The organism is Phycisphaeraceae bacterium, from assembly GCA_015709595.1.
Classification (GTDB): Bacteria; Planctomycetota; Phycisphaerae; order Phycisphaerales; family SM1A02; genus CAADGA01.
The window spans coordinates 502,277-527,955 of sequence record CP054178.1; the positions used below are offsets into that span (position 1 = coordinate 502,277).

Here is a 25,679-nt window from a genome sequence, read left to right on the forward strand (position 1 = left end):
GCGGAGTTTTCATGCCCATCTACCAGTTCGAAGGCGTCCGCCCCGTCATCGACCCCACCGCGTTCGTGCACCCCACGGCGTCGGTGATCGGCGATGTCATCATCGGTCCCGGCTGCCTCGTCGGGCCGGGGGCGTCGCTGCGGGGCGACATCGGCCGCATCGTCATGCATGCGGGCAGCAACGTGCAGGACAACTGCACGGTACACGTCTTCCCCGGCAAATCGGTGACCATTCACGAGCAGGGGCACGTGGGGCACGGGGCGGTGCTGCACGGCTGCACCGTGGGGCGCAACGCGCTCGTCGGCATGAACGCCGTCATCATGGATGACGCGGTGATCGGCGAGGAGTCGTTCATCGGCGCCATGGCGTTCGTCAAGGCGGAAACGATCATTCCGCCGCGCTCGCTCGCGGCGGGCGTTCCGGCCAAGGTGATTCGCGAGCTTTCCGCCGACGAGATCGCGTGGAAGACCGAGGGCACGAAGGTCTACCAGGAACTCGCCCGTCGATACCTGGCGACGATGCGCGAGTGCGAGCCGCTTCGCTCGATGACAACGGATCGCCCCGTCCTGCCGCCCATCGGATACAAGCCCAAGCACCAGCAGTGAGGCGGCCGCGCGGACGACCACGCTGCTCAGTTATTCTTCTTGTCGCCTCCGAGCAGGCCGCCCAGGCCGTCGCCCACGCCCTTCAGCCCCTCTCCCAACCCTTCGCCGACGCCCTTGAGGCCTTCGCCGACCTTATTCAGTTCGCCGGCCGCGCCCTTGAAGAGCGAGTCCACCTGCTTCATGGCCTCGCCCCCGACGGATACCGCGACGTTGCCAAGTCCTTCCAGCCCCTTGAGCCCCTCGCCCAGGCCGTTGAGGACGTCGCCGGGAATCAGGTTCCTGCCATTCTGAATCGCCGCGGCGAACACGGTTTTCACAATGAGGCCAGCGAGTTCGCCCAGCGTGAGGCCACTCTTGCCCACGCCGCTCTCGCCCACGTTCTTCATCGAGATTTCCTTGATGGGCACCGTCACCGTGGAGAGGGCGCCTCCAAGCGGCAGCACCTCGACGTTGATGGCGACATCACGGATCAGCACTTCGCGGATGACGAACCGCTTGCCCTCCTCCGCCGGTTCGGTGGACTCGAACCGCTTGAGATTGTCCATGATGGTCTGGTAATTGGCCTTGCCGTCCTTGTTCTCCAGGTTGACCGTCAGCGTACTGAGCGTGAGCGTGGGCAGTTCGACCACCTCCTGCCGCAGCGAGCCGAAGGAGACGCTCACGCCGCCCTCGCCCAGGGACATGAAGGCGTCGGACTTGAAGCCGGCGGGGTTGGCGACCTTCAGCCCGCTCATGGCGAAGGTGCCGTCGAAGACGCCCACATCCGCGCTGTCAAGCGTGGTTTGAACGCCCAGGGCGTACGTGCCCCCCTTCTCAATGCCGTGCTTGGCGATGGAGTCGATGTACAGAAAACCGACGCCCACTGCGGCGATGAGCAGAATGACCAGCACCAGCACGAGCCGAAGGATCTTCTTCATGGCGGTTCTCCCACGCGAAAAGGGCGCGACAACGCAACCCCGTGACGCTTGGCATGATAGGAGCGTCGCCGCCGGTCACGATGCCAGCACGTCGGCGACGCCCAGTCCGCCCACCACGCATGAGACAAATCCGTTGAGCGCGAAGAACGCCAGCGCCAGGCGAGTCGTCCCCCAGCGGGCCACCGTGGCATGTTCGTAGATCAGCAGCGCCAGGACCAGCGCCACACCCGCCGCAAACACCACGCCGAGCCGGTCATCCACCGCCAGCAACCCGCCGAGGCAGAGCACGGACGCCGCATGCAGCCCGCGGCTGACCCACATCGCGCGGCCGATGCCCAGCCGGCTGGGGATGGAGTGCAGCCCCTGCGCCCGATCGACCGCCACATCCTGCAGCGCGTAGATGATGTCAAACCCGGCCACCCAGCAGAGCACCATGCCGCAGAGCAGGAACAGGCCCGGCTGCACTCCCCCTCCCCCCGATGCTCCCGCCAGCACCCCTCCCAGCCCCACCGCCGTGGGATCAACCGCTATGGCCGCCGCCAGGGGTGAAATGGCCAGCGACGATCCCAGGTAGAGGTGGCACAGTGACGTGAATCGCTTGAGCCATCCGTAGGCGCTGATCCACGCCAGCACGGGCAACCCCAGCACGAGCGGCCACCAGTTGCCGAACCACGCGCCGAAGCCCGAGCAGACCAGCAAGAAGGCCGCCCCGAAGGCGATGATCGCCGCCTGCACGCTGCCTGCCGAAAGTCGCCCGGCGGGGATCGCCCGCCCCTGTGTGCGCGGATTGCGCGCGTCGATCTCCCGGTCGAGGTAGCGGTTGGCCAGCATCGCCACGGTTCGAGCGCAGACCATCGCCCCGATCACCAGCGCCGCCTGGCCGGCGAAGCGCCGCCACTCGATGCCGCCTCCCGCCGGCGCCGCGGCCATGACGGCTCCCAGCAGCGCGAAGGGCAGTGCGAAGATACTGTGCGCGATCTTGATGTCCGCCGCGATCTCTCGCAGCACCCCCCCAAGCGAACGGGCCGGCATCGAGAGCGACGACTCACCCATGACCGGCGTACTCCGCGCCTGATTGCACCCGCCCTGACGAAGTCCGGTCACACTCCAGCCCGCGCCGAATCGCGCGCGTCGCCGCTTCCGCGTCATCCGCGCCGCAGATCGCGCTGCTGACCGCGACGCCCCACGACGTGCATCCCGCCTTGTCCACGCTCGCCGCGACATCCACAAGCGTGGCGACATGGCTCGGCGTGATCCCACCGATCGCCAGGCCCGGCAACCTGTCCCACGCCAGGTACTCGCGCAGGTAGGCCGGGCCTGCGAGGTGCTCCTTGTGCTTGGTGGTCGTGGGGAACATCGGGCCCACGCCGCAGTAGTCCGCACCATCCTCAAGAGCCCGCCGCGCTTCCTCGATCCGCGAAGTGCTCACGCCGATCAGCAATCGCCGGCCGACCAGTTTCCGCGCCTCGCGGCACGGCAGGTCGTTCTGGCCCAGGTGGACCCCATCCGCGCCCGCCAGCAGGGCGATGTCGGGTCGATCGTTCACGATCACCGTTGCACCGTGCCGGCCCTCTGCGCCAAGGGTGAATCCCCGGCAAATCGCGACGACCTCCCGCACCCTCGCCAGCAGCGCGGCGTCCGCCATGTCCTTCTCCCGCACCTGCACGCAATCCGCCCCGCCGCGCAGGGCGGCCTCCAGCGTCGCGCGCCAGCCGTTGACGCAGAGCGCTTCCGTCAGCAGCAGGCATAGCCGCCAACCCCGCGCCCGCCCGCCGCTCAACCGGGCGTTGAGTCGCTGGTCCAGCTCGTACCCGCGGTACCGCAGCCGCTCGACGCCCGCGGCGAAGGCGGGATCGACCACCTTGCCGTACTCCTCCATGACGCGAAGGGCCTCGCTGAGCCGCGCCCCCGCCGCGGACGCCACGTCGGCCACGCCCTCGCGTGCCGCCTCGCGCGGCGTGGTCAGGTCGGTTCCCACGTCACCCTTCACGTCGCGCCAGAAGGGAAGCGTGTCGAATCGCAGCAGGAGCGTGACCAGGTCGTGCCGCAGGTGCTTGAGCGACTCCGTCAGGTCGGCGTCGTTCAGCACGAAGCGAGCCGCCTCCTCCATCACGCGCAGCGCCTCGCGGGCCCGGTTGGCGTTGGCATCGAGGATTCGCAGCACGTCGAACATGCGTGATCCTACGCGGCGACCCACCGCCGACTTGGCCCCGGAGAGGTTCTACACTCCCGCCCCGCCTGTCCAGGAGCCGCCGCGTGTTCGCATCGATCCGCCTCGCCTCAAAGCCCCTCCGTCACGCCCACCTCGTCCTCGGCATCCTTGCCGATGGGCTGGGTGCGAATGGTTCGACGCCCGCCGTCCGCCTCGCGCTGCCCTCGTCGCTGAGTCGGGCGGATCGAGACGCCGCGGCCCAGGCGCTTCGCGCGCCCGGCTTCAAGGCCGATCCCGGCGAGACCATCGCCGCAGGCGAGCATGTGCTGCTCGTGGGGCTGGGCAAGCGGGAATCGCTGACGGACGCGACCTTCCGCCGCATCGGCGCTGGGCTGGTGCGGGCGCTTGATCGCATGGATATCCGCGAGATCACGATGGCCATCGACCCCGTCAGCGGTCGTGATGCCGACCCTCAGCAGACCGCCCGCTGCATCGCCGAGGGCATGGCGCTGGCCAACTTCCGCGTGGATCAGTTCGACGGCAAGGCGACGAACCGCACCCCGGCCCGCGGTCCGCTTTCCATCGCCGGCATCGACGCCGCACGCACGCGCGGCATCGCCCGCGGTCTGCAACTGGCCCAGTCCACCAACTACGCCCGCCGCCTGGCCGCCGCTCCGCCCAACATTTGCACGCCTGCATTCGTCGCCGGAGAGGCCCGCAAACTGGCCCGCTCCACGGGTTTGAAGTGCAAGGTCATCGGCTACGCCGAGGCCCGGAAACTGGGCATGGGCGGGCTGGTCAACGTGGGCAAGGGCAGCGACGCCAAGCCCTGCCTCATCATCCTGGAACACGCGCCCAAGCGCATCAGCCCCAGGGCCAAGGGCGTCACGCTCGCCCTCGTCGGCAAGACCATGACCTACGACACGGGCGGCTACTCCCTCAAGATCAACAACGGCATGAAGGGCATGAAGTACGACAAGAACGGCGGCATGGCGGTGCTCGGCGCCATGCACGCCATCGCGTCGATGAATCTGCCCGTGCGCGTGGTGGCCCTGCTCCCCTGTGCTGAGAACATGGTCAGCGCGGATTCCTACCGCCCGGATGACATCATCACCATGCACAACGGCGTGACGGTGGAGGTGACCAACACCGACGCGGAAGGTCGGCTGATCCTGGCCGACGCCCTGTCATACTGCTGCCGCACATACAAGCCCGCCGCCATCGTGGACCTGGCCACGCTGACGGGCGGTGTGGTGGTGGCGCTTGGCTCATGGTGCGCCGGGCTGTTCTGCAACGACGCCGCCCTGCGCAGCGCGCTGGAGCAGGCCGCCGACCGATCGGGCGAACGCGTCTGGTCCCTGCCCCTGTGGAGCGAGCACCGCGACTTCATGCGTGCCAAGCACGCCGACCTCTGGAACAGCGGTCCCAAGCGCGACGGCCACCCCATCCAGGGCGCGGCGTTCCTGTCTTTCTTCGTGGATGAGAAGACCCCCTGGGCCCACATTGACATCGCGGGAACCAGCGCGGTGGAGTCGGACACGGACCTGTTCGTGACGGGACCAACAGGGTACGGCGTGCGGCTGGTGACGGAGTGGGTGGCGGGGTGGGGGTGACGTTGGTTCGACGGCAACTCGGAACCTGACCGGTCTTGGTTCTGCGCCACTGGTGCACACCGGTCAGTCCATCGACCTCATCGACGTATCTCACACCAATGCCCCACCAGCAACCGGGCTCACCCGTGGGCGAACGCTGTTGATCGACGAAAACTGGTCGAGCCATCCCTCTCATACGGGCATTTACCAATTTCAAGGACGATCGGCCTCGCGCCGCTTCTGGAAGCCGATCTCATCTCTTGATTCTGACCTCGGGCAGCCCGTTCACACTGGGCGATGATTCTGTGAATCTGGGCTGTTCGGGCACATCGGAAAACCGGTTGGGCGTCGCAAGTCGGCCGCGACCTGACCTGCCGCCAGTGTCAGGTGGAAACCCGATGGAATCCGGCATTGGGATGATCCACGACAACCCGCAACATCGCGGAACATCACTGATGGGGCCTCGCTGGCCCTGAAGGGTGCAACCACGGAGAACAGGAGAATCAGTGATGCGTCGTCTCACCCGGATCGGACGCTTCTTCTTATCGGTGCGGCCGCCGCAACACCGGCTTCCGCCGGCACCGTCTTCGCCAACCAGCCCGGCGACGACGGCGGGGCCTTCACCACCGACGCCTTCCGCACCAACTGGCAGTACTTCGACGGCGCCGAGTCGACCAACAACATGGCCTTCGTTCTGGAAGGCCACATCGTCCCTGTTCCGCCCGCCGCCTTGCTTGGCGCAGCCGGTCTTCTGGGTCTGATCGTGCGCCGAAGACAACTCGTGCGGCGATGAGCACGCATGATTCCGCAAGAACTGGTCAGGGCGTCCCCGGGCGGAACTGCCTCACCGTGAGCGGATCGGGCAGCACGGGGAGACCGAGCGACTCGCGCAACTGGTTCTGACGCGACAGACGCTCCGTCATCTCGCTGCGGGGAACGGCGATCACGCGGCCGTCAGCCAGTCCGATGGCGACGGGATCCAGCGCGGGCAGACTGGTGACCAGGTCCGGGTCGTCGCACATCACCAGCAGCCACAACTCCGGGTCGGGCGACGGAATCGACAGCCCGCCCGTGGTGAAGACAAAGTCGCCGACGCGATGGGCCGGCGTGCCGGGCGGAAGGATGGTGCGCACCGCGATGCTGATGTTGGCCCGGTCAATGGGCGGAAGCGTGAAGTACTCGTCGAGCGTCGTGGAGGCGCCCGTGGCGGGATCGGGCATCCAGATGTCGATCAGGTCCGTGGCGGTGGCCTGCGCGATGAAGTCGCTCGGCCACACGGGCACGGGGGTCGTGGCGGAATCCAGCAGCATCAGGCCGTGCGCCGGCGCGGCGCCGCCGTTGCGCCCCGCGTGGGCGATCAGTCGCGTCGTCATGCTCTGGGCCTGGGCGACGGGCGTGGCGTAGGTGACGACGGGCCCGGCGGTCACCACCATCTGCCGCGAGAACGTCATGGCCGAAAAGACCAGGGCCATGTAAGCGGCGAAGAAGAGGCCCAGGATCACGACGGGCGGGGTGACGACTGCGAAGGTCGCCTTGCCGCCCGAGGTCCGCTGTGCTTCCTTGAGCGCCAGCACCGCGCTGACGATCCACCAGATGACGCCCAGCCCGTTGCTCCCCAGGCAGGGCACGGCGGTGAGCAGGTTGGCGCCCGAGGCGTAGCCGATGGCGGCGTACGTGTGCCCGATGGGGCGCGTGACGCCCTTGACCAGGGAGAGCAGCCAGTGCGACAGCACGCCCCAGAGCCCGAGGAACACGAGCGTGCCACCGAAGGCGATCGCCATGAAGAGAAGCATTCCGACCATCATCGGGCCGGCGAATGCCGCCCCCCCCCCACCACCACCACCAGCGGCAAAAAGTCCTAGTCCGCCGAAGAACAGGCAGATCGGGCCGATCGAAAGGACGCTGGTGACGAGCGACGTGATCGCGGCGAACCACCACGCCTGACCGGCGGGCCGTTCGGGCGGTATGGCCCGCCCCAGGCGACCCGGCATGACAAGCGCTCGACCGATGGTGGCCATCCATCGCCCGACGAACCCGCGCTGCCCTGGCGCCAGCCAGGGCAGGATGTCGCGCATGGCGCCATCGTCCTTCACGCCCGCCGCGGGGCGCAGCACCATCTGGTCCATGTCCACCGGGGCATTGCATTTCACGCACTGGAACGCGCGAGGGACGAGGTGACCCTTCTCATCCGTGCCGTAGTAGGGCTGATTGCAGTGCGGACAGCAGAACTGCACCGCGTTGGGCGCGAACTCGTAGTCGCTGGGCAGAAAGCCGCCGCCGCACTCCGGACAGTTCCGGGTGGGCAGGTTCCAGAGTGTGTACTCGCACTGCCGGCAGCGCATGGGGGCTCAGCGGGCCGCCGCGGCGTGCTCGCGGGTGCGCTCGCGGAAGTGCTCGATCAGGTGCCTCGTGATCGGTCCCACGCCTCCCTCGCCGATGACGTGGTCATCCACCTGGCTGACGCCGATGATCTCCGCGGCGGTGCCGGTGAGAAACACTTCATCCGCGGCCAGCAGTTCATCGAGCCGGAAGAGCCGCTCGCGCACGGGGTAGCCCAGCGACGGGGCGAGGGTCTTCACCACGAACTGGCGCGTGATGCCGTGCAGGATGCCCGCCTTGGTGTCGGGCGTGGAGATGACGCCGTTCTTGATGATGAAGATGTTGTCGCCGGTGCACTCGCTCACGTAACCCTCGAGGTTGAGCATGATGGCCTCGAGTACGCCCGCGTCGATGGCCTCGATCTTGGCGAGGACGTTGTTGAGGTAGTTGAGCGACTTGATGGCCGGGTCAAGACAGGCGATGGGGATGCGCGGCCTCCTCGCCACGATCACCTTCATGCCCTTCTCGTAGAGCTCCTCCGGGTAGAGCTGAATGTGATCGGTGATGATGATGGTGCCGGGCCTGGGGCAGCGGAAGGGGTGCAGCCCCAGCGTGCCCACGCCGCGCGTGTAGATCAGGCGGATGTAGGCGTCGCGCAGGTTGTTGGCTTCGAGCGTCTGGTAGATGGCCCTGGCGATCTCATCGCGCGTGTAGGCGGGCTTGAGACGGATCTTCTCCGCCGAGGCCTCCATGCGGCGCAGGTGCTCTTCGAGCAGGAAGACCTTGCCGCTGTAGGCGCGGATGCCCTCGAAGCAGCCGTCGCCGTACAGCAGCCCGTGGTCGTAGACCGAAACCCTGGCCTGGTCCTTGTCAACGAGTTGCCCGTCCATCCAGATCTTGAGCATGATCGTCCTCGTGCGGTGTCGTGGAAGTGTACCACCCGCACAGGGCCCGGGACGATGCGCGTCGCTGCGAGGTGTTCACCGCGTGGGACGAGTCACGTCGCCGGTTCACGCCGCGGCGGCGAGTCGACCGACAATCGCCCGCGGCGCGAACCGCTTGACGCGGCCGGGGCGCATCAGGCGCAGGATGCGCGTGGCCTCGGGGGTCAGCCCGTGGGTCACGGCGCGCAGACCGTGCTCGCGGGCGCAGGCCTCGATTTCGAGAATCATCGCCAGCGCGGCGCTGGAAACGGTCTGGACGCGGGAGCAGTCGAGCACGATGGCCTCCGCCGCGCCCCCCACCGCCTTCACCGCGCCGCGCACTTCGCTGGCGATCACCTGGGCCCGACGCGCGTCGATGCCCGGCTCATGCACCACCGCGCTGATGACGCGCGACCTGATCTCGATGCTGACGAACGGAGCGACCGCGGCCCCGCCCGACCGCTGGGCCATCGAGCGCGCCTCGGACGCCAGCCGCGCCAACAGGCGGCGGGCGCTCTCGCGGGCCTCGCGGGCGATCTGTCCTGCGCGGTGCAGCCGCTCCACGATGGTCGCCACGGGCAGGAGCACATCGCGCAGAAAGCCATCCACCGGCTCGCCGCCGCGGAGTGCATCTTCGGTGAGCAGCATCGCGCCGCCCGCATCCCCGGAGATCAGCAGCGTGAAGAGCCGTTCGATCGTCAGTTCTCGACTCATGATCCCACGATTCCTCGCCAGGTGACCGGCCCCGACGCCGCACGCGCGGCCTCCGGGTGCAGGTTGATCGGCGAGATGGGGGTCGATCTGAAGCGGCTGGCGAAAGAATCGGGCTTATCGGCTTGGTTCTGATAACCGCCCGTGCAGCCGTGCCTGGTTCGACTTTGACATGGATCAGATCGGGGCCAGAACGTATCGATGGATCGCCTTGGCGACGCCCTGATCGTCGTTGCTGGGCACCACCACGTCGGCCAGGTCGCGCACCAGCGGGCAGGCATTCTCCACCGCCACGCTGAAGCCGGCCCATTCGATCATCCCCGCGTCGTTGGGTCCGTCGCCGATCGTCATCACCTCATCCCGCGAGACGCCCAGCCGGTGCGCGAGGCGCTGCAGCGCGATGGACTTGTCCACCATCGGGCTGACAATCTGAATCAGGTGCGGGTCGGTCAGGAACATGGCGATGCGGCGCTGCCGCCAATACCGATCGCGAATCATCTCCAGGACGGGCGAGAGCCGCCCGGGGTCTTCCAGCAGCATCAGCTTGGTGATGGGTTGATCAAGGAACGAGTCGATGGGACCGACGTAGTCGGGGTCGAAGACGCGGCTGGTTTCAGTGTGGAACCTCGCATCCACGCGATCGGTGAACCAGCGGTCGAGAATCTCCACGCTCACGATGGTGTCGGGCAGAATCGCGCGTGCCTCGGCGATGATGCTCGACGCCAGCGCCGCATCCATCGACTCGTGATGCTGCGGCTTCTGTTCAACGGGATTCCAGACCACGGCGCCGTTGTAGTTGATCGTCGGACCGGAAAGCCCCAGGGTCTGCAGGATCGTCCGCATGGCTCGAGGCGGACGCGCCGTGGCGGGAATGACCACGCACCCGGCCCGGACGGCGGCGCGGCAGGCGTCGATCACGCCCTGGGACAGCCCGCCGTCGCTCCGCAGCAGCGTGCCATCCACGTCGATGGCGAGCAGCCGAACCCGGGCGGGCGGGCGATCCCGCCGAGGTCGATCCGGCGCTCGTGCGGACGGCGTCACCGCGGCGGCCGCCGCGCCGTCTCCCGCGGGACGGCCGGTGCCTGTTCCGCCCGTCGCCGGGGGTTCGGACGGCGTGATCGAATTGACGGTCTCGTTGATCTGGGCGATGACCCGCGTTGTCTCGCCGCTCCCATGCCGTTTGCGCCAGGCGGCGGCCAGGTCCGCCGCGGCGGACTCGATGTCGGGAAACAGGAACCCGTAGCCCTGCGACATCGCCACGCCCGGAATGATGTGCTGGCTCATCATCGCGTATCGCCCCAGTTCGCCCAGAACCAGCCGCAGCGCGAAGGGCGGCGTCGGCAGCCATGACGGACGATGATGCGATCGTGCAATCGCCGCCATCAGGTCACGGTTCCGGGCCGGATTGGGCGACGCCAGGTTGATCGGACCCGCCACGCCCGGCCGCGACAGCGCCATCTCCACCAGACCGGTCACATCCCGATGATGCACCCACGGCATGAACGCGCGTCCCAGTCCGATGGGACCTCCGACGAAGAGACGGATCGGTCGCAGCAACTGGGAATAGGCGCCGCCGCGCTCGTCCAGCACGAGGCCGGTACGGAGCGCCACCACGCGCACCCCCAGATCGACGGCTCGGCTGGCCTCCCCCTCCCACCGCTCACAGAGGTCGGCGAGAAAATCGCCGGGGTCGGCCGCCCGAGGCGCGGATTCGTCCGTTTCGCGCTCGCCCGTCTCACCGTAGTACCCGACCGCGGAGCCGCTCAGCAGCACGCGCGGCCGCTTCGTGGCTCGTTGAATGGCCTGCACCAGGAGTCGGGTGGACTCGATCCGGCTGTTCACGAGTTCCTGCTTGTAGGGCCCGGTCCAGCGCCGGTCGGCGATTCCCGCGCCCGCCAGGTGAATCACGCCGTCGCAGCCATTGATCGCCTCCTGCCAAGGACCGGGCCGCGTCGGATCACCCTCGACGACCTCCACGTTGGGGTTGGCGTCGGCGGCGAAAAGCCGCGCGGCACGGACGGCGTCGCGTGACAGCACGACCACCCGGTCGCCTCGCTCCAGACGATCCACCACCAGCCGACGACCGATGAGACCCGTGGCCCCTGTCAGGAAAAGCCGCATGGGCGATCATATGAGGACAGGGGCCAAAGCGCCCGGGAAGACGGAGGGTCACCCAGCACTCCTTCCCCTGACGCCTTGATGCCCTGATACCGCGCCTACGAGAACAGCTCCACCTGGTTGGGCAGGTTGCGCGGCCGCTGCTGCAGTTCGTTGAGTTCGCGTTCGACCTCTTCGAGCGTCTTGTAACCGTAGTACTCGATGGCGTAGCGGATGTAGGCGATCGGGTCGAGCTCACGAAGCCGCGCCGCGACGCGAAGCCCGATCTCGGAGCTGGGCACCTCGTGATCAAACTCGCGGTGAACCTCGTCTTCGACGGCGCGGGCCAGATTCATCTTGGCCTCTTCGGAGATGGGGCGCTTCCCGCATGCCGCCTGGATGCCTCGCAGGATGTTCTCGAGATCAAAAGCGACGCGTGATCCATCCTTCTTGACCACCATGAGCCGGGCGGTGCGCTCCACGCGCTCGTAGGTGGTGAACCGTTTCTCGCACGCGAGGCATTCGCGGCGACGGCGCACCGCCGCCCCGTTCTCGCTGGCTCGGCTGTCGATGACCTTGTCATTGTCGGCGCCACAGTACGGACAAATCACGGCCAGCACCCCTGCCCAATATATGGGCGTAAAAACCCCCGCGACACCGACCCATTGTAGCGGGAAGCGGCGACGCGGGGGCTCTGAGAGTAGGAGCCGGGTTGGTCAATCAGGGCGTCGAACCCTTCTCCCATCGGGCGCCCTGATTGGCCGCGTGATTCAGAACGCCCGCGAAGGCGTCCGCGGTCAGGACTTCCACATGGCCGTCAGCGAAGAGGGCGGCGGTGTGCCGACGCGCACGAAGCATGGAGGCGTCGTACGCCAGGACGCGCTTCGACAAGTCAACGTTCGCGTTCAGATCAGTCGCCGCAGGATCGAACAGGATGTCCGCTTCACCCTCGGGCGCGGGACCGAACGGCGACGCGACACGGTCCGAAGTCAGGTAGCCGCGCTCGACCAGCGCCTCGAGCGACGTCAGCGGCTCATCCGGCGTGGCCTGCTCGAACATCTGCACCGCCATGAAGAGATCGCGCAGGCGCGTCGTGGCGAGGCGAACGCGCGCCGCCTCGGCGCGGGCGGCGTCGTCGGGCATGGTGTTGGGCACGGGTCGCCAGCGCGGGTCAGTCGGTTCAGGATTGGTCCTTCCCCCGTGCAATGCATCGAGGATGGGCGTTTCCTGTCCCCCGGGGGCGCCAGTCCCAAGGCGCGCTGCGACCCCATCACCCTTCAGCAACTCGGCGAGGATCCACTGACACTTCTCGTGCATGCGCGCCGGAGCGTCGATGAACAGCCGTCCGTTGACCACCTTGGCCTGCGCCAGCGAGCCGCCGTTGTCCACCCACATCTCCGGCTCGACGAAGCCGGTCAGCAGCCCGATCACCTCGGCCACCGCCTCGTCATAAGGCGTCTCGAAACGGCCCCACATCGAGTCGATGATCGGCGTCAGGTCGTACGCCGCCAGCACCTTGCTGCGTCCGTCGAAGATCTCCTTCGGCCCGAACTCGATGAGATTCTCGCCATACCACCACGCCATGGGCGCGGTTCGGCTGAGCGAGCGTTCGAGCGAGTCCATCACGACCTTCAGTGACACGTTTCGCAGATCAAGCGTGATGGCCTGATCCGGGTGGATGCCGTAGTCCTCGAGCGCATCCCAGTGCACCAGCACCGTCGAGTCGATGCGGTCATCCAGCGCCTCGAACACGACGCTGAGCGGCTCACCGCGATAGACGATGGCGTCGACGCGCTGATCGAGCGCCCTGGGCGGCGCGACGGCGCCGGTCGCCTGGTGAAACACCGATGGCTGCATGACGCCGCCCGGCTGCGCCATGTAGAAGGCCCCCGCCGCCGCCACGAGCACGCCGCAACCGATCGTCAGTCCATGCATGATTCGTCTCCTGATGGGAAGGCGACCCGCCTCGTGAAAGCGACGGGCGAGGTCGGCCAGTGATCCAAGTTCATCGAGAGCGGTGCGCACCGCCTCGTCATCATTCATGCCGCGCAGCGTCAGGTCGCGCGATCGTTCCAGCAGGTGCTCACGCAGCTCGCAGGCGATCGACTCGCGCTGGACGAGCGGCAGGCGCAGCATCCGATCGAGCATGGCGAGCCAGGCGTCGATCGACGCAGCGGATGGAGCCGCCGTACTGCCCGCCGGGCCGGTCTGACCCGTCGAACGGGTCGCTGACGACGTGATGTCAAGATTTCGCACCATGGTCACGCGCCCTCCCCTTCCGGCGCGGGCTGGGGCAGGAAGCGCTCAATGAGCGACACGCCCGCCCGGTGCGATTCGATCCGCTGCGCCAGCCGCCGCCGACCCGCCGGGCTCAACTGGTACCACTTGCGGCGGCGCCCCTCGCTCCCGCTGTCGTCATCCGCACGATCCGAGCGAACCGCCTCCCAGGAAGCAGTAATCAACTTCTCCTTCTCCAACTGGTGCAGCAGCGGGTAGAGCACACCCGGCGTGAGGCGCATGGCGCCCTCCGACTGGGCGGCGACCCGCTTGATGATCGCGTAGCCGTACAGCGGCTCATCCGCCAGCACGGCGAGCACGATCAACTCCAGGGAATCCGTCTGCTTGGTTCGACCGAGAGGCATGCGGTGCTCCTTCCATCGCCAATATATCCGTATTCGATATATCGGTCAACAGAGTTCCGTCAAAGTTCCGAAAAAACGGCAGATTGGCCCGCACCGGGCGCGATCGGGAGACATCCGGGGAACTGTCTCGCGGATCGGGCGGATGGTCAGGGCATTCATCGCGTTTTCACTGGGGCGTCAACCCCCTCCTGAAGGGCGTCGATATCCACACGGGCCTACCCATGCAGACGGAAGACACGCTCATTCTGTCCGACCTGCACCTCGGACGCCCCGGGTTCGGCATTGCCTCGGCGGAAGGGCTGCGCCCGCTGTGGCGGGATGTGCGCCGCGTGATCTTCAACGGCGACACCGCCGAGGTGCATCATCCGCGGCACCGGGCCGTCGCCGCCCGAGAGACGATTCGGCTGCTCGACCTGTGCGAGCAGGACGGCGTCGAGCCGGTGCTGCTCTCGGGCAACCACGACCCCTACGTCAGCGATGTGCGCCATCTCGAACTGGCGAACCGTCAGGTGTTCATCACGCACGGCGACGTGTTCCACCCGGCCATCGCCCCGTGGAGTCCGCGGGCCGGTCGGATGCGGGCCGCACATCGCGCCGCCATGCAGGCCATGCGTCACGATGGCGGCGTCAACGGACGGCCTCGGCTGGGAGTCGAAGAGCAGCTTCGCGTCGCGCAGCACGCCTCGCACGCGGAATGGGACGAACTGGCCAGCGAGGCGCTGCATTCCACCGTGCGGGCCATGCTGACCCGTCCCTGGGCGGTGATGCAGGTGCTGTGGTACTGGAACGCCTTTCCCAACCTCGCCGCGCGGTTCGCGGTCGAGCACGAACTGCCCGCCCGGTTTCTGATCACCGGGCACACGCACCATCCTGGCGCATGGGAGACCGCCGGTCGCACCATCATCAACACGGGCAGTTTCGGCTTCCCCGGTCGTCCGCTCGCGGTGCGCATCGGTCGCCAGGCACTCACGGTGCATCGCGTGATCCGCCACGGGGCGCGATTCGTCCTGGAAGAGTCGCCCCGGCGGCTCTACTCGCTCCGGCCCACGTCGGAGGATCGACCGCGCCCCATGGCCGCTGACACGCGTGAGGTGAGGTCGCGCCTGAGCGCCGAGGCGATGCGCGTCCCCGCCTCGAGCAGAGCATCCAGACGCACGCCGGTGGTCACGCCCATCCGGTCGCAGTAATAGACGAGATCCTCGGTGGCCAGGTTCCCCGCCGCGCCGGGAGCGTACGGGCAGCCGCCCAGTCCGCCGCAGGAGGCGTCGAAACTCCGCACGCCCAGCCGCAGCGCCCGATCGGCGCACACCAGCGCGGTGCCCCGCGTGTCGTGCAGGTGCAGCGTGGTCGCCTCGGGCGCGAGGAGACCCGCCAACCCCTCGTAGAGCCGGTCGATGTCATTCGGCACGGCGACGCCGATCGTCTCACCCAGGTCGATCTCATCGACGCCCATGTCCAGCAACTGCGCGGCGACCTCCCGCACCATGGCCGGGGCGATCGGCCCCTCAAACGGACACGCCACCACGCAGGAGATGTACCCCCGCACCGTCAGCCCCGACGCCTTCGCCCGGCGGACCACGGGCCGGAACCGCTCGATCGTCTCGGCGATGGAGGCGTTGGTGTTCCTTCGAGCGAAGGTTTCGCTGGCCGCGGTGAACACGGCGACCTTGTCCAACTTCGTCTCCATCGCGCGGTCCAGGCCCGCCTCGTTGGGCACCAGCGCCGAGTACGTCACGCCCGGTCGTCGCGTGACGCCGGCCAGCACCTGAGCCGCGTCCGCCAGTTGCGGCACCCACTTGGGGCTGACGAAACTGGTGACTTCAATCTCCGCCACCCCGCTGGCGGAAAGCGCATCAATGTACGCCACCTTGTGCTCGGTGGAGATGACGACCTTCTCGTTCTGCAGCCCATCGCGCGGGCCGACATCGGTGACACGGATGGAGTTGGGCACGTCGCTCACGTCGCAGTCCCTTTCTCAATAGGCCAGAACCGCAGCGACTGCACGACGGCGGCATACGCCGCACCCTCTGCATGCACCACCAGGCGCGTGCCCGGCGCGGCGTGACTGGAGCGCACCATGCCGAAGGCGATCGGCGTCGCGCCGAGCATGGGGCTGAGCGTGCTCGAGGTCACCACGCCCACCTGCGGGCCGGGAGCATCGCTCACAACCCCTGATTCCGGCAGCGCGAAGATCTGCGCCTCGGCCACGGGCAGTCCCTCGCCTTCCACGCGAAGCCCCACCAACTGCTGCTTCGGCCTGCCCAGATGGTGCAGGCGCGAGACGACCTCCTGGCCCAGGTAGCAACCCTTGGTGAAAGACACACGCTGGTCCACGATGCCCGTTTCGTGAGGCAGCTCGGTCACGCCGAAATCCACGTTGAACAGCGGCGTGCCATGTTCGATGCGCGCGATGTTGTACGCATACCACCCCACAGGCCGGATGCGGCGCTTGCCTTCCGCCAGCGACGCGTCCGAGTCCAGCAGCGCATCCCACGCGCCCACCACGGACTCGCGCGACACGAACAGTTCAAACCCCGGCTCGCCCGTGTCGTCGAATCGCACCGCGTGGATCGTGGCGCCGAAGATCTCGCCTGACCAGACGCCGCCGACCGGTGGCGCGGGCATCGGCGGTGCAGGCGTCCCGCCGGCCCACCGCAACACCTCCCACGCGCGCGGGCCGTGGATCGACAGCCGGTGGAACGACTGCCGCGCATCCTCGAACACCACGTCCTCGGCGAAGGCGTAGGAGCCGAGCGACTGGATCGTCGGCCCGACCAGGTGCGCATCCACGTCGATCAGCAGGTCATCGGCACGCGCCATGAGCAGCAGGTCGGCCTCGATGCGGCCCTTGCGATTGAGCCAGAACGATCGCACGCCGCGAGCCGTCTCCGCCGGGCCTGCCGCCAGTCCCCGCAGATCCTGCGTGAGCATGCGATGAAGAAAATCCACGCGATCCGCCCCCGTCACGCGGATCACGCCTCGCTCTGGCCGGTCCATCAGCCCCGCCCCGCGGCGGATGGCGGCGTACTCCGCCTCCACCAGACCCCACGTGGCGACGATCTGCGTCGACTGGTCAGGCGGACCGTACGGGATCGTCTCGACTTCCGCCCGGAGCAGCAACGACGCGGCTTCGGTTTCTGAAATCACGCCGCCTGCCTGCGGCGCCGTCCCGCTTCGCCCGCCCCCCAGGGCGCGCAGCGACCGCGCGTAGTCATCGTGTCGGTTGCGAAGTGGCGAGGTTTCGGCCATGATCTGCATCCCTCCGGGGACCGCATGGTAGTCATGCGGTCCCCGGCGTCAGCCGTTCGCCATCAGCAAGAAACCAACAGCACCATGAACATCGACCTTCTCCGTCGTCTCTGCGAAACACCCGGCATTCCCGGCCGCGAGGAGCGCGTCCGCGCCTTGATCGAGCGGGAAGTTGCCGGCCTCTTCGACGAAGTCATCACCGACTCGATGGGCTCACTCATCTGCACGCGCCATCCCACACGTCCCCCCGTGGGCCGGAACAAATCCGCCCGCCCCACGCGCGTGATGATCGCCGCCCACATGGATGAAATCGGCTTCTACGTGCGCCACATCGACGAAAAGGGCTTCCTGTGGGTCAACCCCGCTGGCGGGTTCGACACGCGCAACCTCTTCTCCCGCCGCGTGCTCGTCTGCACCCGGCACGGCGACTTCGTCGGCGTGATGAACCCCGGCGGCCGCCCCGTCCACATCTCGAAGGAAGATGAACGCAAGAAAGTGCCCACTGTCTCCGAGTTCTTCATCGACCTGGGCATGGACGCCAAGGAGGTGAGCAGGAAGGTGCTCATCGGCGACTATGTGGTCATGCACGAACCCTTCATCGAGCAGCCCCAGAGCATCGTCTCCAAGGCCCTGGACAACCGCATCGCCTGCTGGGTGGGCGTCGAGACCATCCGCGCCCTGACCCGTGCCAAGGGCGACGCAGGCAAGCACAGCGCGTCGATCACCGTGGCCTTCACCGTGCAGGAGGAGGTCGGGCTGCGCGGCGCGCTCACCAGCGCCAACCGCGTCAGCGCCGACATCGGCATCGGTCTGGACGTCACGCTCGCCTGCGACACGCCCGGCGTGCCCGACAACGAGCGCGTGACGAAGCAGGGCGACGGCGTGGGAGTCATGGTGCAGGATTCATCCATGATCGCCGACCATCAGCTCACCGAGGAGCTCTGCGCGGTGGCGACGAAGAAGAAGATCAAGCACCAGCGCTGCATCCTGCCCGCGGGCGGCCAGGACGGGGCCGCGATCCAGCGCTCCGGCCACGGCGCCCGCTGCGCCGCGGTGGTCGTCGGCACGCGCTACATCCACACCGTGACGGAGTCCATCTTCAAGAAGGATCTGCAAGGCGCGGTCGATCTGCTCGCGGCGTGGCTGCCCACGGTCAAGTGACGTGGCGCGAGACGGCGGGGTGCAGCCGCCACCCAACACCCCTCTACCATCGCCCATGTCCACGCACGAAATCATCATCACCCGCCCGCTGCCGGGCGATCCCGCCGGGCGGCTGCGGCAGGCGGGGTTCACGCGGCTCTGGATCAACCCGGCGGATGAGCGGCTGTCGCCCGAGCAGTTCCGTGAAGTGGTGAACAGCGCACACGGTGTCCGCGCCATCATCACCACGCCTGTTGATCGCGTGGATGGCCCGCTGCTCGACGCGGCGGGCGGGGGGCTGGTGATCGTCAGCAACTACGCCGTGGGCGTGGACAACATCGATCTCGCCGAGTGTCAGCGGCGGAGCGTCATCGTCGGCCACACGCCCGACGCCGTAACCGAGCCGACCGCGGACATCGCGTGGCTGCTGCTGCTGGGTGCGGCCCGTCGCGCCTGGGAGGGGGTTGACCTCATCCGCACCGCCGGGCGGACGGATGGCACGGCGTGGAAGGGCGTGGCCCCGTGTGAACTCAACGGCACGCGCGTACTGGGCAAGACGCTGTTCATCGTCGGCGCGGGGCGCATCGGGCTGGCCACGGCGAGACGGGCGCTGGGGTGGAACATGCGCATCCTGTACCACGCGCGGTCGCGCCATGCCGAGTTCGAGGCGTCGCCGGTCAACGCACAGCGCGTGACACTCGAAGAGGGGCTGCAACTGGCGGACTTCGTGTCACTCCACACACCGCTGACGAATGAAACGCGGCACCTCATCAATGCGCAGCGACTGGCGCTGATGAAGCCCGAGGCGATTCTCATCAACACCGCCCGCGGTGCGGTGGTGGATGAAGCCGCGCTGGTCGAGGCGCTGCGGACACGGACCATCGCCGCGGCGGGGCTGGATGTCTACGAACATGAACCGAAGGTGCATCCGGGACTGCTGGCGCTGCCCAACGTGTTCCTGCTGCCTCACCTGGGCAGCGCCACGCGCGAGGATCGCGAGTGGATGATGCGTCTGGCGGTGGACAACGCGGTCGCGGCCCTGCGGGGTAAGCCCGTGCCGCACCGGGTGGCGTGAGGAATGCTCTCGGTGAGCCGCGCGTGCGAGCGCGCGGTCGGTCCATCGCTCCCCGACGGTCGCGGCTCGCTTGGAGCGCCCCCCTATCCTCCTCCTCCGAGGGGCTGGGCCGGGGCTAATCCTCGGCTCCGGAGGGCGGCGCGATCGCGGGCCAGCCGAGTTCGGCGCGGGCGGCGGCGTCGCGTCGCCAGGCCTCGTTCCATCCAGCGGCATCGACCTTGCGGGCGTCGCCGTTCTCGGAGACGATGAACCGGCGACCATCGGGGTCAGGCAGCGCCCAGCCGAAGATCAGGTCCGCGCGGTTCTTCCACGTCGTGTTGCGGATGAACCAGTAATCGCCGAAACGGTAGATCGGCCGGTCGGCGACCGACGCGATGGCGCGTTCGAGCAGGCCGCGGTCGAGCAGCTCCATGCCGCGGGCGGCCTTGTCGCCTCGCATCTCCTCGACGTAGGGCTTGGCATCCACGGCGAGATCGCCTTCACCCACTGTCCACACCGTACCGCCCGGCTGGCGCGGATCGACCAGCAGTTTGGCGCGAAAGTAGTTGTTCGGCAGCAGCAGGGCCATGTGCTCGGGGTAGCGGCCCTCATGCTCCTCGGCCCAGACGGCGGCGGCCTTCCACACCATCGCCAGGCCGATGCCCGCCTGATTGGAGCGCACGTTGGCCGCCCCGTCGATCATGACCAGCGTCGAGGCCACGCCCGTCACAAGCACGACGGCGAGGAAGACGATCACGATGAGCTTGCCGGTGGTCATGCCTGCTCCCGCGGAACGAGGGATGATAGGGAGCGATCGCGTACGGACCCGAAGCCCGTGCTCGGCTAGCATCCACCGCGTTCCCGAACGATCATCCCCCGACCGCGAGGCGCCGCCGTGACTCACCCCGCTCAGCAGCTCTTTGACACCCACCGCTCAACGCTCGATCACGCGCTGAGCGCCATCCGCAACCGCACGTACTGGAGCGCGTACCCCGAGGTGCCCAGCGGCAAGGTGTACGGCGAGACCGCCCGCGACGACGGCCAGAAGGCGTACGAAGCGCGGCTCAACGCCCGCTTCGATCCGGATCAGCCCGCCACGCTGGGGTGGGTCGGCGGCGAGGTGTCGCCCTACGGCCCCGCGCTGGGCGTCACGTATCCCAAGGTGGATGTGCCGGGACTGCTTGCGGCGGCCCACAGCGCGATGAAGTCGTGGGGAAGCGCTTCCATCGAAGCGCGCGTGGGCGTATGCCTGGAGATTCTCCACCGCCTCAACAGGCGGTCCTTCGAGATGTCCTTCGCCGTCATGCACACCACCGGGCAGGGCTGGATGATGGCGTTTCAGGCCGGTGGTCCGCACGCGCAGGACCGCGGGCTGGAGGCGGTGGCCTACGCCTACGACGAGATGACCCGCACCCCGGCGCACGCGACCTGGGTGAAACGCGTGGGCAAGGAGGAGACGGTGACGCTGGAGAAACGCTACCGTCTCGTACCGCGCGGCGTGGCGGTGACCATCGGCTGCTCAACCTTCCCCACCTGGAACGGCTATCCGGGGCTGTTCGCGTCGCTGGCCACGGGCAACGCGGTGGTGATGAAGCCCCATCCAGGGGCGATTCTGCCGCTGGCGATCACGGTGGAGATCGCGCGGGCGGTGCTGAAGGAAGCCGGCTTCGACCCCAACGTGGTCACCCTGGCCGCGGACACGCACGACGCCCCGATCACCAAGGAACTGGTGACGCACCCGCTGGTGCGCATCGTCGATTACACCGGCGGCAGCGCGTTCGGGGAATGGATCGAGCAGCACGCGCGGCAGGCGACGGTCTACACCGAGAAGGCGGGCGTCAACTCGGTCGTCATCGACAGCGTGGAGAACCTCAAGCCCGTCACGGGGAATCTCGCCTTCTCGCTGTCGCTCTACTCCGGACAGATGTGCACCACGCCGCAGAACATCTTCATCCCCCGCACGGGCATCGATACGGCGGAGGGGCGGAAGTCCTTCGATGAGGTGGCCGGGGCGATCGTCAAGGCGCTCGACTGGCTGCTTGGCGACCCCAAGCGCGGCGCGGAGATTCTCGGGGCGATCCAGAACGAGCACACGCTGAGGCGAATTGGTGAAGCCCGCGCCGTCGCTCTGGCCGCGGGGGGGGCGGTGCTGCGCGAGAGCACGCCCGTGGCGAACGAGCAGTATCCCGCCGCACGGGTGCGAAGTCCGCTCGTGGTGCGCGTGGAGGCGGCGCGTGAGGAGGCGTTCATGCGCGAGTGGTTCGGGCCGATCGTGGTCATCGTCCCTACCGACGGAACGGAGCAGTCGATCGACCTGGCGGCGAAGGGGGCGAAGCGCTGCGGGGCGATCACCGCGGCGGTGTACTCCACGAACGCCGACGTGCTGGCGCGGGCGGAAGAGGCCCTGGCTGAGGCGGGCGTGTCGCTTTCGTGCAATCTGACGGGGTCGATCTGGGTCAACCAGGCGGCGGCGTTCAGCGACTTTCACGTGTCCGGGGCGAACCCCGCCGGCAACGCCACGCTGTGCGACAGCGCGTTCGTGGCGGGTCGATTCCGCGTGGTGCAGAGCCGCGTGCTGGCGCCCACGGCGGCCGCGGTGGCGGGGTGAACAGTTGGGTGCGAGGATGAGGGGCGAGGCGAAGACCCTCACCCCGGCCCTCTCCCGGAAGGAGAGGGAGTTCGAGCGTTCTCACCCCGGTCTTTTCCCATGGGAAGAGGGGAAGAACGCAACACGACGCTTGGGGACTCCACTACTCGGTCGCGGCGCGTTCGATCACGATCGTGGCGTCGTGCCCGTTGAGGTAATCCTGCCGGAAGCGCACCAGCGGCGACTGGTCGAGCGACCACTCCAGCATGGCCACGGTGTCGAACCGGCGGGCCGGTCGCATGACGTGAGGGTTGATGCTCGCATCGTGCCGATCCGAGAGAAAGTTGAAGACGACGCCCCGCCTGGCGGCGACGAAGGCGGCGTGGATCACACCGCGGGCCTTGCTTTCGGACAGCGTGTTCAGCGAGCCGGAAAAGCAGACCCAGTCCGGCTCGATCAGCCGAAAGGCCCCGGCGTCGCGCACGAAATCCGCCACGTGAAACTCGCAGCGCGGCAGCCGGCGCTCACGGGCCAGAGCGATCTGCTGCTCCACCGCGTCCACGCCGATGAACCGGGCGAAGGGGACGTGACGTTCGATGAGCCGGACCGCGAAGTCGCCCGACCCGCACCCGGCATCCAGCAGCGTGGCGCCATGAAAGCAGGCCATCTCGGCCATGATGTCGAACCGCAGCACCTGGGCCTCGCGGCTCTTCCACATGGTGGCCTCGAACCCCCCGCCGTGCCGCTCGGCGGCGGCCCGGTACGGCGCGAGATAATCTTCGTTTCCAACCGGGTTCATGGAGGAACGATGCTATGCAGACGGGACATGCCCGCCGGAGAAGCGACGGCGCATCATGTCCCGGATCGACCGGCGGCGACTCGATTCGCCCGGTACACTGGATGCGGACGCATGGTCCAACCACCCTGTTCATCTCGGCTGCCCGCCCCGGCGGCGCGATTGGCGACGTTGCTGATGTGCCTCGTCGCGTGGACCGCCGCGGCGCAGACCGACATCACCGCCGACAACCTGCGCGATGAGCACGTGCAACTGGCGATCAACGCGTTGGTGGAGGAGATCCACGCCCGCAGAACCGTCGACCGCTTCTGGGAACCGAACCCCTACCCCGGCGACACCACGCGCACGCAGGCGGGCGGCTACACCGCGCTCGCCGTGCTGGCCCTGTTCTACGCGGGCGAAACCTACCAGAGCGAGCGGCTGAAGGACGCAATCGAATACCTCACCCGGACGGACTTCGGCGGCACGTACGCCATCGGCATCCGCGCCCACGTATGGGCGATGCTGCCTCCCAAGTTCGATGCGCTGCTGGACAAGGATCGCACCTGGCTGCTCAGCGCCTTCAGCGACCGCGCCGCCGGGTGGAACTACGAGCACGAGCCGACTACGGGCCGGCGCGACAACTCGATCACGCAGTACGGGGCGCTGGGGTTGTGGGAGGCCGCCAAGCGCGGGCAGCGCGTCGAGCCGCGCTACTGGCAGCTCATGGAGGATCGCTTCATCGCCATGCAGCTGGCCGACGGCGGCTGGAACTACACCGGCGACGGCCCATCCACCGGCTCCATGACGACGGCGGGACTGACCGTGCTCTTCATCACGCAGGACTTCCTGCACGCGCAGGACGCCGCCAGGGTGGGCGCGGCGAAGGAATCGCCCAACCAGGCGGCCATCAACCGCGGGCTCCAGTGGATGGACGCCAACTTCTCCGCCACGAACAACCCCGGCCGCGATCTCGATTACTACTACTACCTCTACGGCGTGGAGCGCGTGGGGCTGGCCAGCGGGTACAAGTTCTTCGCCGGGAAGGACTGGTACCGGGAAGGGGCGGCGGAACTCATCCGCCGACTCTGCGCCTGGAACCCCGAGGCGAAAACCATGACCATTCACCGCACGCTGGGCGGCAACCCGCGCGCGGGTGAACTGCGCACCGTGGACCTGTGCTTCGCGCTCATGTTCCTGTCGCGCGGGCGCGTGCCCGTGGCCATCAACAAACTGAGCGACCCCGCCAGCACGTGGAACAACCGGCCCCGCGACGTGGCCAATCTGACGCGGCGCATCGCCGAGAACGCCGAGGCGGGGCTGAACTGGCAGATCGTGAGCACCCAGGCCGAGCCGGAGCAGTGGCTGGATGCGCCGCTTCTCTACCTGGCCTCGCATGAGTATCCCGCGTGGATTCCGCGCGACCCGGCGGTCATCAGGCGGGCGACGGAGGAGCAGCAGCAGTTCCGCGCCCGCCGCGCCGCGGGCGAGGCGAACGGGCAGACGCCCCCCGCGCTGCCCACGACGGAGCTGGACAAACTTCGGCGCTACCTCGACCTGGGCGGCACACTCTTCGCCGTGTCCGAAGGCCGCAGCACCGCGCTGGCCGACGCCGTCCTGGCCGCGGGACGCATGATGTATCCGCACCTGGAGTGGCGCGACCTGCCCCGCGATCACCCGGCGTACACGATCTACCAGCCGGTGCGCGGCGCCATCCCGGTGCTGCGGGGATTGTCGAACGGGGTGCGGGAGCTCATCATCCTCTCGCCCGTCACCGACTTCAGCGAGATGTTCCAGGTTTCGCCCGGCAAGGAAGACCCGCTGTTCAACATCGGGATGAACATCTTCCTGTACGCCTCGGAGATGAACCGGGCGCGCCCCCGGCTGGATCAGCACGTGCTGCAGCGCGATGCGGCGCGGGTTGGCTCTGTGCCCGCCACGATCGTTCACGCGACGCACGCCGGGGCGTGGGACGCCGAACCGCTGGCCCTCGACGTGTTCGCGGCGTGGGCATGGAACGAACGTGGGCTGGATGTCACCGTGCTGAACCGCCCCCTCGCGACGATCCACACGATCTCGCCGAGACCGTCGCTGGTGATCGTGAGCGGGCTGACCGGCCTCGAACTGTCCGAGGCCGAGCGTCACGCCGTTCGCGCCTTCGCCGAGGCGGGGGGAATGATCCTCTTCGAGAACACCGGGGGCCGGGGCGATTTCACGCTGAAAGCGGAGGACGCCCTTCGCGGCCTGTTCGCCAACCCCATCCGCGCGCTGCTGCGTCACCCCGTCATCACCGGCGAGGGAACGCCCGGCGCGACATCCGTGGGACGCATCACCTACCGTCCGTTCTCGTTCGAGGTGTTCGGCTCGCGCGAGACGGCGACGCGCATCCGCGGCATTCTCGGCGCGGATGATCGCCCGCTGGCGCTCTTCAGCCGCGAAGACCTGCTCAACGGCGTGCTCGACCAGCCGACATGGGGCGTCAACGGGTACGCCTCGAACTGGTCGCGCGAGATTCTCGCCAACATCGTGCAGTACGCGGCGACGCGGCGATGAGTTCCGGCTCGACCGAGGGTGATCCGTGGAGGTGTTTGAGCAGCATGGTGAGGATGTGCTCATCCGCGTCAAGGCGGTGCCGGGATCGTCGCGCGACGAAGTTTCCGGCGTTCTCGGCGATCGGTTGAAGGTGCGCCTCAGCGCGCCGCCGGAGGGCGGCAAAGCCAACCGGGCGCTGCGCGGGCTGCTCGCCGCCGCTCTGGGCGTACGGACGCGCGACGTCACCGTGGAATCGGGAGCGGCGAGTCCCGAAAAGGTGGTGCGGGTGCAAGGCGTGAACGTGGCTCACGCACGACAACGACTCCTGGCCTGACCATCGCGATATTCGTCCCGTCGCAGCGCCCGGCGACGCGCGAAATGACC

21 protein-coding genes are annotated in these 25,679 nt (G+C 68.0%); 7 read left to right on the plus strand and 14 right to left on the minus strand.

All coding sequences use genetic code 11. The features are described 5' to 3' along the window. Nucleotides 1–11 precede the first annotated feature (11 nt). Entirely contained in the window at nt 12–605 is a 594-nt protein-coding gene (locus tag HRU76_02230; protein ID QOJ16478.1) for a transferase hexapeptide repeat family protein, read from the plus strand. Between the two features lie 26 nt (nt 606–631). On the opposite strand, the gene HRU76_02235 is transcribed toward HRU76_02230, so the two are convergent. The 3 genes from HRU76_02235 to thiE form a co-directional block, all read right to left on the minus strand. Further along, on the minus strand, nt 632–1,522 hold the full coding sequence (locus HRU76_02235) for a hypothetical protein (protein ID QOJ16479.1): 891 nt from the start codon (nt 1,520–1,522) through the stop codon (nt 632–634). Between the two features lie 75 nt (nt 1,523–1,597). Then, nucleotides 1,598–2,575, minus strand: a complete 978-nt coding sequence (locus HRU76_02240) for a UbiA family prenyltransferase (protein ID QOJ16480.1) — start codon at nt 2,573–2,575, stop codon at nt 1,598–1,600. Next, a complete protein-coding gene (thiE, locus tag HRU76_02245; GenBank protein QOJ16481.1) occupies nt 2,568–3,695 on the minus strand; it encodes a thiamine phosphate synthase in 1,128 nt (375 codons plus the stop codon). Before thiE ends, HRU76_02240 begins: the two co-directional genes overlap by 8 nt. A gap of 83 nt (nt 3,696–3,778) precedes the next feature. Here thiE and HRU76_02250 point away from each other — a divergent pair, with 83 nt between their 5' ends. Then, the gene (locus tag HRU76_02250; GenBank protein QOJ16482.1) at nt 3,779–5,287 is read left to right on the plus strand and encodes a leucyl aminopeptidase family protein; all 1,509 of its coding nucleotides are present in this window, start codon (nt 3,779–3,781) and stop codon (nt 5,285–5,287) included. Between the two features lie 797 nt (nt 5,288–6,084). Here HRU76_02250 and HRU76_02255 read toward each other — a convergent pair. The 9 genes from HRU76_02255 to HRU76_02295 all read right to left on the minus strand — a co-directional run bounded on the left by HRU76_02255 (nt 6,085) and on the right by HRU76_02295 (nt 17,207). Beyond that, complete coding sequence (locus HRU76_02255; GenBank protein ID QOJ16483.1) at nt 6,085–7,608, minus strand: YIP1 family protein; 1,524 nt, start codon at nt 7,606–7,608, stop codon at nt 6,085–6,087. 6 nt (nt 7,609–7,614) lie between these two features. Then, nucleotides 7,615–8,490, minus strand: a complete 876-nt coding sequence (ilvE, locus tag HRU76_02260; protein QOJ16484.1) for a branched-chain-amino-acid transaminase — start codon at nt 8,488–8,490, stop codon at nt 7,615–7,617. Between the two features lie 105 nt (nt 8,491–8,595). Continuing rightward, complete coding sequence (locus HRU76_02265; protein QOJ16485.1) at nt 8,596–9,222, minus strand: STAS domain-containing protein; 627 nt, start codon at nt 9,220–9,222, stop codon at nt 8,596–8,598. 174 nt (nt 9,223–9,396) lie between these two features. Continuing rightward, nucleotides 9,397–11,340: a TIGR01777 family protein gene (locus HRU76_02270; protein ID QOJ16486.1), complete on the minus strand. Its 1,944-nt coding sequence runs from the start codon at nt 11,338–11,340 to the stop codon at nt 9,397–9,399. Nucleotides 11,341–11,435: 95 nt separating this feature from the next. Further along, on the minus strand, nt 11,436–11,927 hold the full coding sequence (nrdR, locus tag HRU76_02275; GenBank protein QOJ19063.1) for a transcriptional repressor NrdR: 492 nt from the start codon (nt 11,925–11,927) through the stop codon (nt 11,436–11,438). Between the two features lie 109 nt (nt 11,928–12,036). Then, nucleotides 12,037–13,581, minus strand: coding sequence for a hypothetical protein (locus HRU76_02280; protein QOJ16487.1), 1,545 nt, complete (start codon nt 13,579–13,581; stop codon nt 12,037–12,039). Further along, nucleotides 13,578–13,958: a helix-turn-helix transcriptional regulator gene (locus HRU76_02285; GenBank protein ID QOJ16488.1), complete on the minus strand. Its 381-nt coding sequence runs from the start codon at nt 13,956–13,958 to the stop codon at nt 13,578–13,580. Before HRU76_02285 ends, HRU76_02280 begins: the two co-directional genes overlap by 4 nt. A 1,030-nt stretch (nt 13,959–14,988) precedes the next feature. Continuing rightward, nucleotides 14,989–15,918 carry a hydroxymethylglutaryl-CoA lyase gene (locus HRU76_02290; protein ID QOJ16489.1) on the minus strand — a complete coding sequence of 310 codons (930 nt, stop codon included), beginning with the start codon at nt 15,916–15,918 and terminating at the stop codon, nt 14,989–14,991. Next, the gene (locus HRU76_02295) at nt 15,915–17,207 is read right to left on the minus strand and encodes an aminomethyl transferase family protein (protein QOJ16490.1); all 1,293 of its coding nucleotides are present in this window, start codon (nt 17,205–17,207) and stop codon (nt 15,915–15,917) included. Before HRU76_02295 ends, HRU76_02290 begins: the two co-directional genes overlap by 4 nt. Before the next feature lie 84 nt (nt 17,208–17,291). Here HRU76_02295 and HRU76_02300 point away from each other — a divergent pair, with 84 nt between their 5' ends. Both HRU76_02300 and HRU76_02305 read left to right on the plus strand, forming a co-directional pair. Next, entirely contained in the window at nt 17,292–18,368 is a 1,077-nt protein-coding gene (locus HRU76_02300) for a M20/M25/M40 family metallo-hydrolase (protein QOJ16491.1), read from the plus strand. A 55-nt stretch (nt 18,369–18,423) separates the two neighbouring features. Continuing rightward, a complete protein-coding gene (locus HRU76_02305) occupies nt 18,424–19,422 on the plus strand; it encodes a D-glycerate dehydrogenase (protein ID QOJ16492.1) in 999 nt (332 codons plus the stop codon). 115 nt (nt 19,423–19,537) lie between these two features. Here HRU76_02305 and HRU76_02310 read toward each other — a convergent pair whose 3' ends face one another. Next, nucleotides 19,538–20,179 carry a hypothetical protein gene (locus tag HRU76_02310; GenBank protein ID QOJ16493.1) on the minus strand — a complete coding sequence of 214 codons (642 nt, stop codon included), beginning with the start codon at nt 20,177–20,179 and terminating at the stop codon, nt 19,538–19,540. A 117-nt stretch (nt 20,180–20,296) separates the two neighbouring features. Between HRU76_02310 and paaN the strand changes: the two genes are divergently transcribed. Continuing rightward, a complete protein-coding gene (gene paaN / locus HRU76_02315) occupies nt 20,297–22,009 on the plus strand; it encodes a phenylacetic acid degradation protein PaaN (protein ID QOJ16494.1) in 1,713 nt (570 codons plus the stop codon). A 142-nt stretch (nt 22,010–22,151) separates the two neighbouring features. On the opposite strand, the gene HRU76_02320 is transcribed toward paaN, so the two are convergent. Continuing rightward, nucleotides 22,152–22,787: a class I SAM-dependent methyltransferase gene (locus HRU76_02320; GenBank protein ID QOJ16495.1), complete on the minus strand. Its 636-nt coding sequence runs from the start codon at nt 22,785–22,787 to the stop codon at nt 22,152–22,154. A 111-nt stretch (nt 22,788–22,898) separates the two neighbouring features. Here HRU76_02320 and HRU76_02325 point away from each other — a divergent pair, with 111 nt between their 5' ends. Both HRU76_02325 and HRU76_02330 read left to right on the plus strand, forming a co-directional pair. Then, nucleotides 22,899–25,316, plus strand: a complete 2,418-nt coding sequence (locus HRU76_02325; protein ID QOJ16496.1) for a hypothetical protein — start codon at nt 22,899–22,901, stop codon at nt 25,314–25,316. Between the two features lie 61 nt (nt 25,317–25,377). Beyond that, nucleotides 25,378–25,629, plus strand: a complete 252-nt coding sequence (locus tag HRU76_02330; protein ID QOJ19064.1) for a DUF167 domain-containing protein — start codon at nt 25,378–25,380, stop codon at nt 25,627–25,629. Nucleotides 25,630–25,679 lie beyond the last annotated feature (50 nt).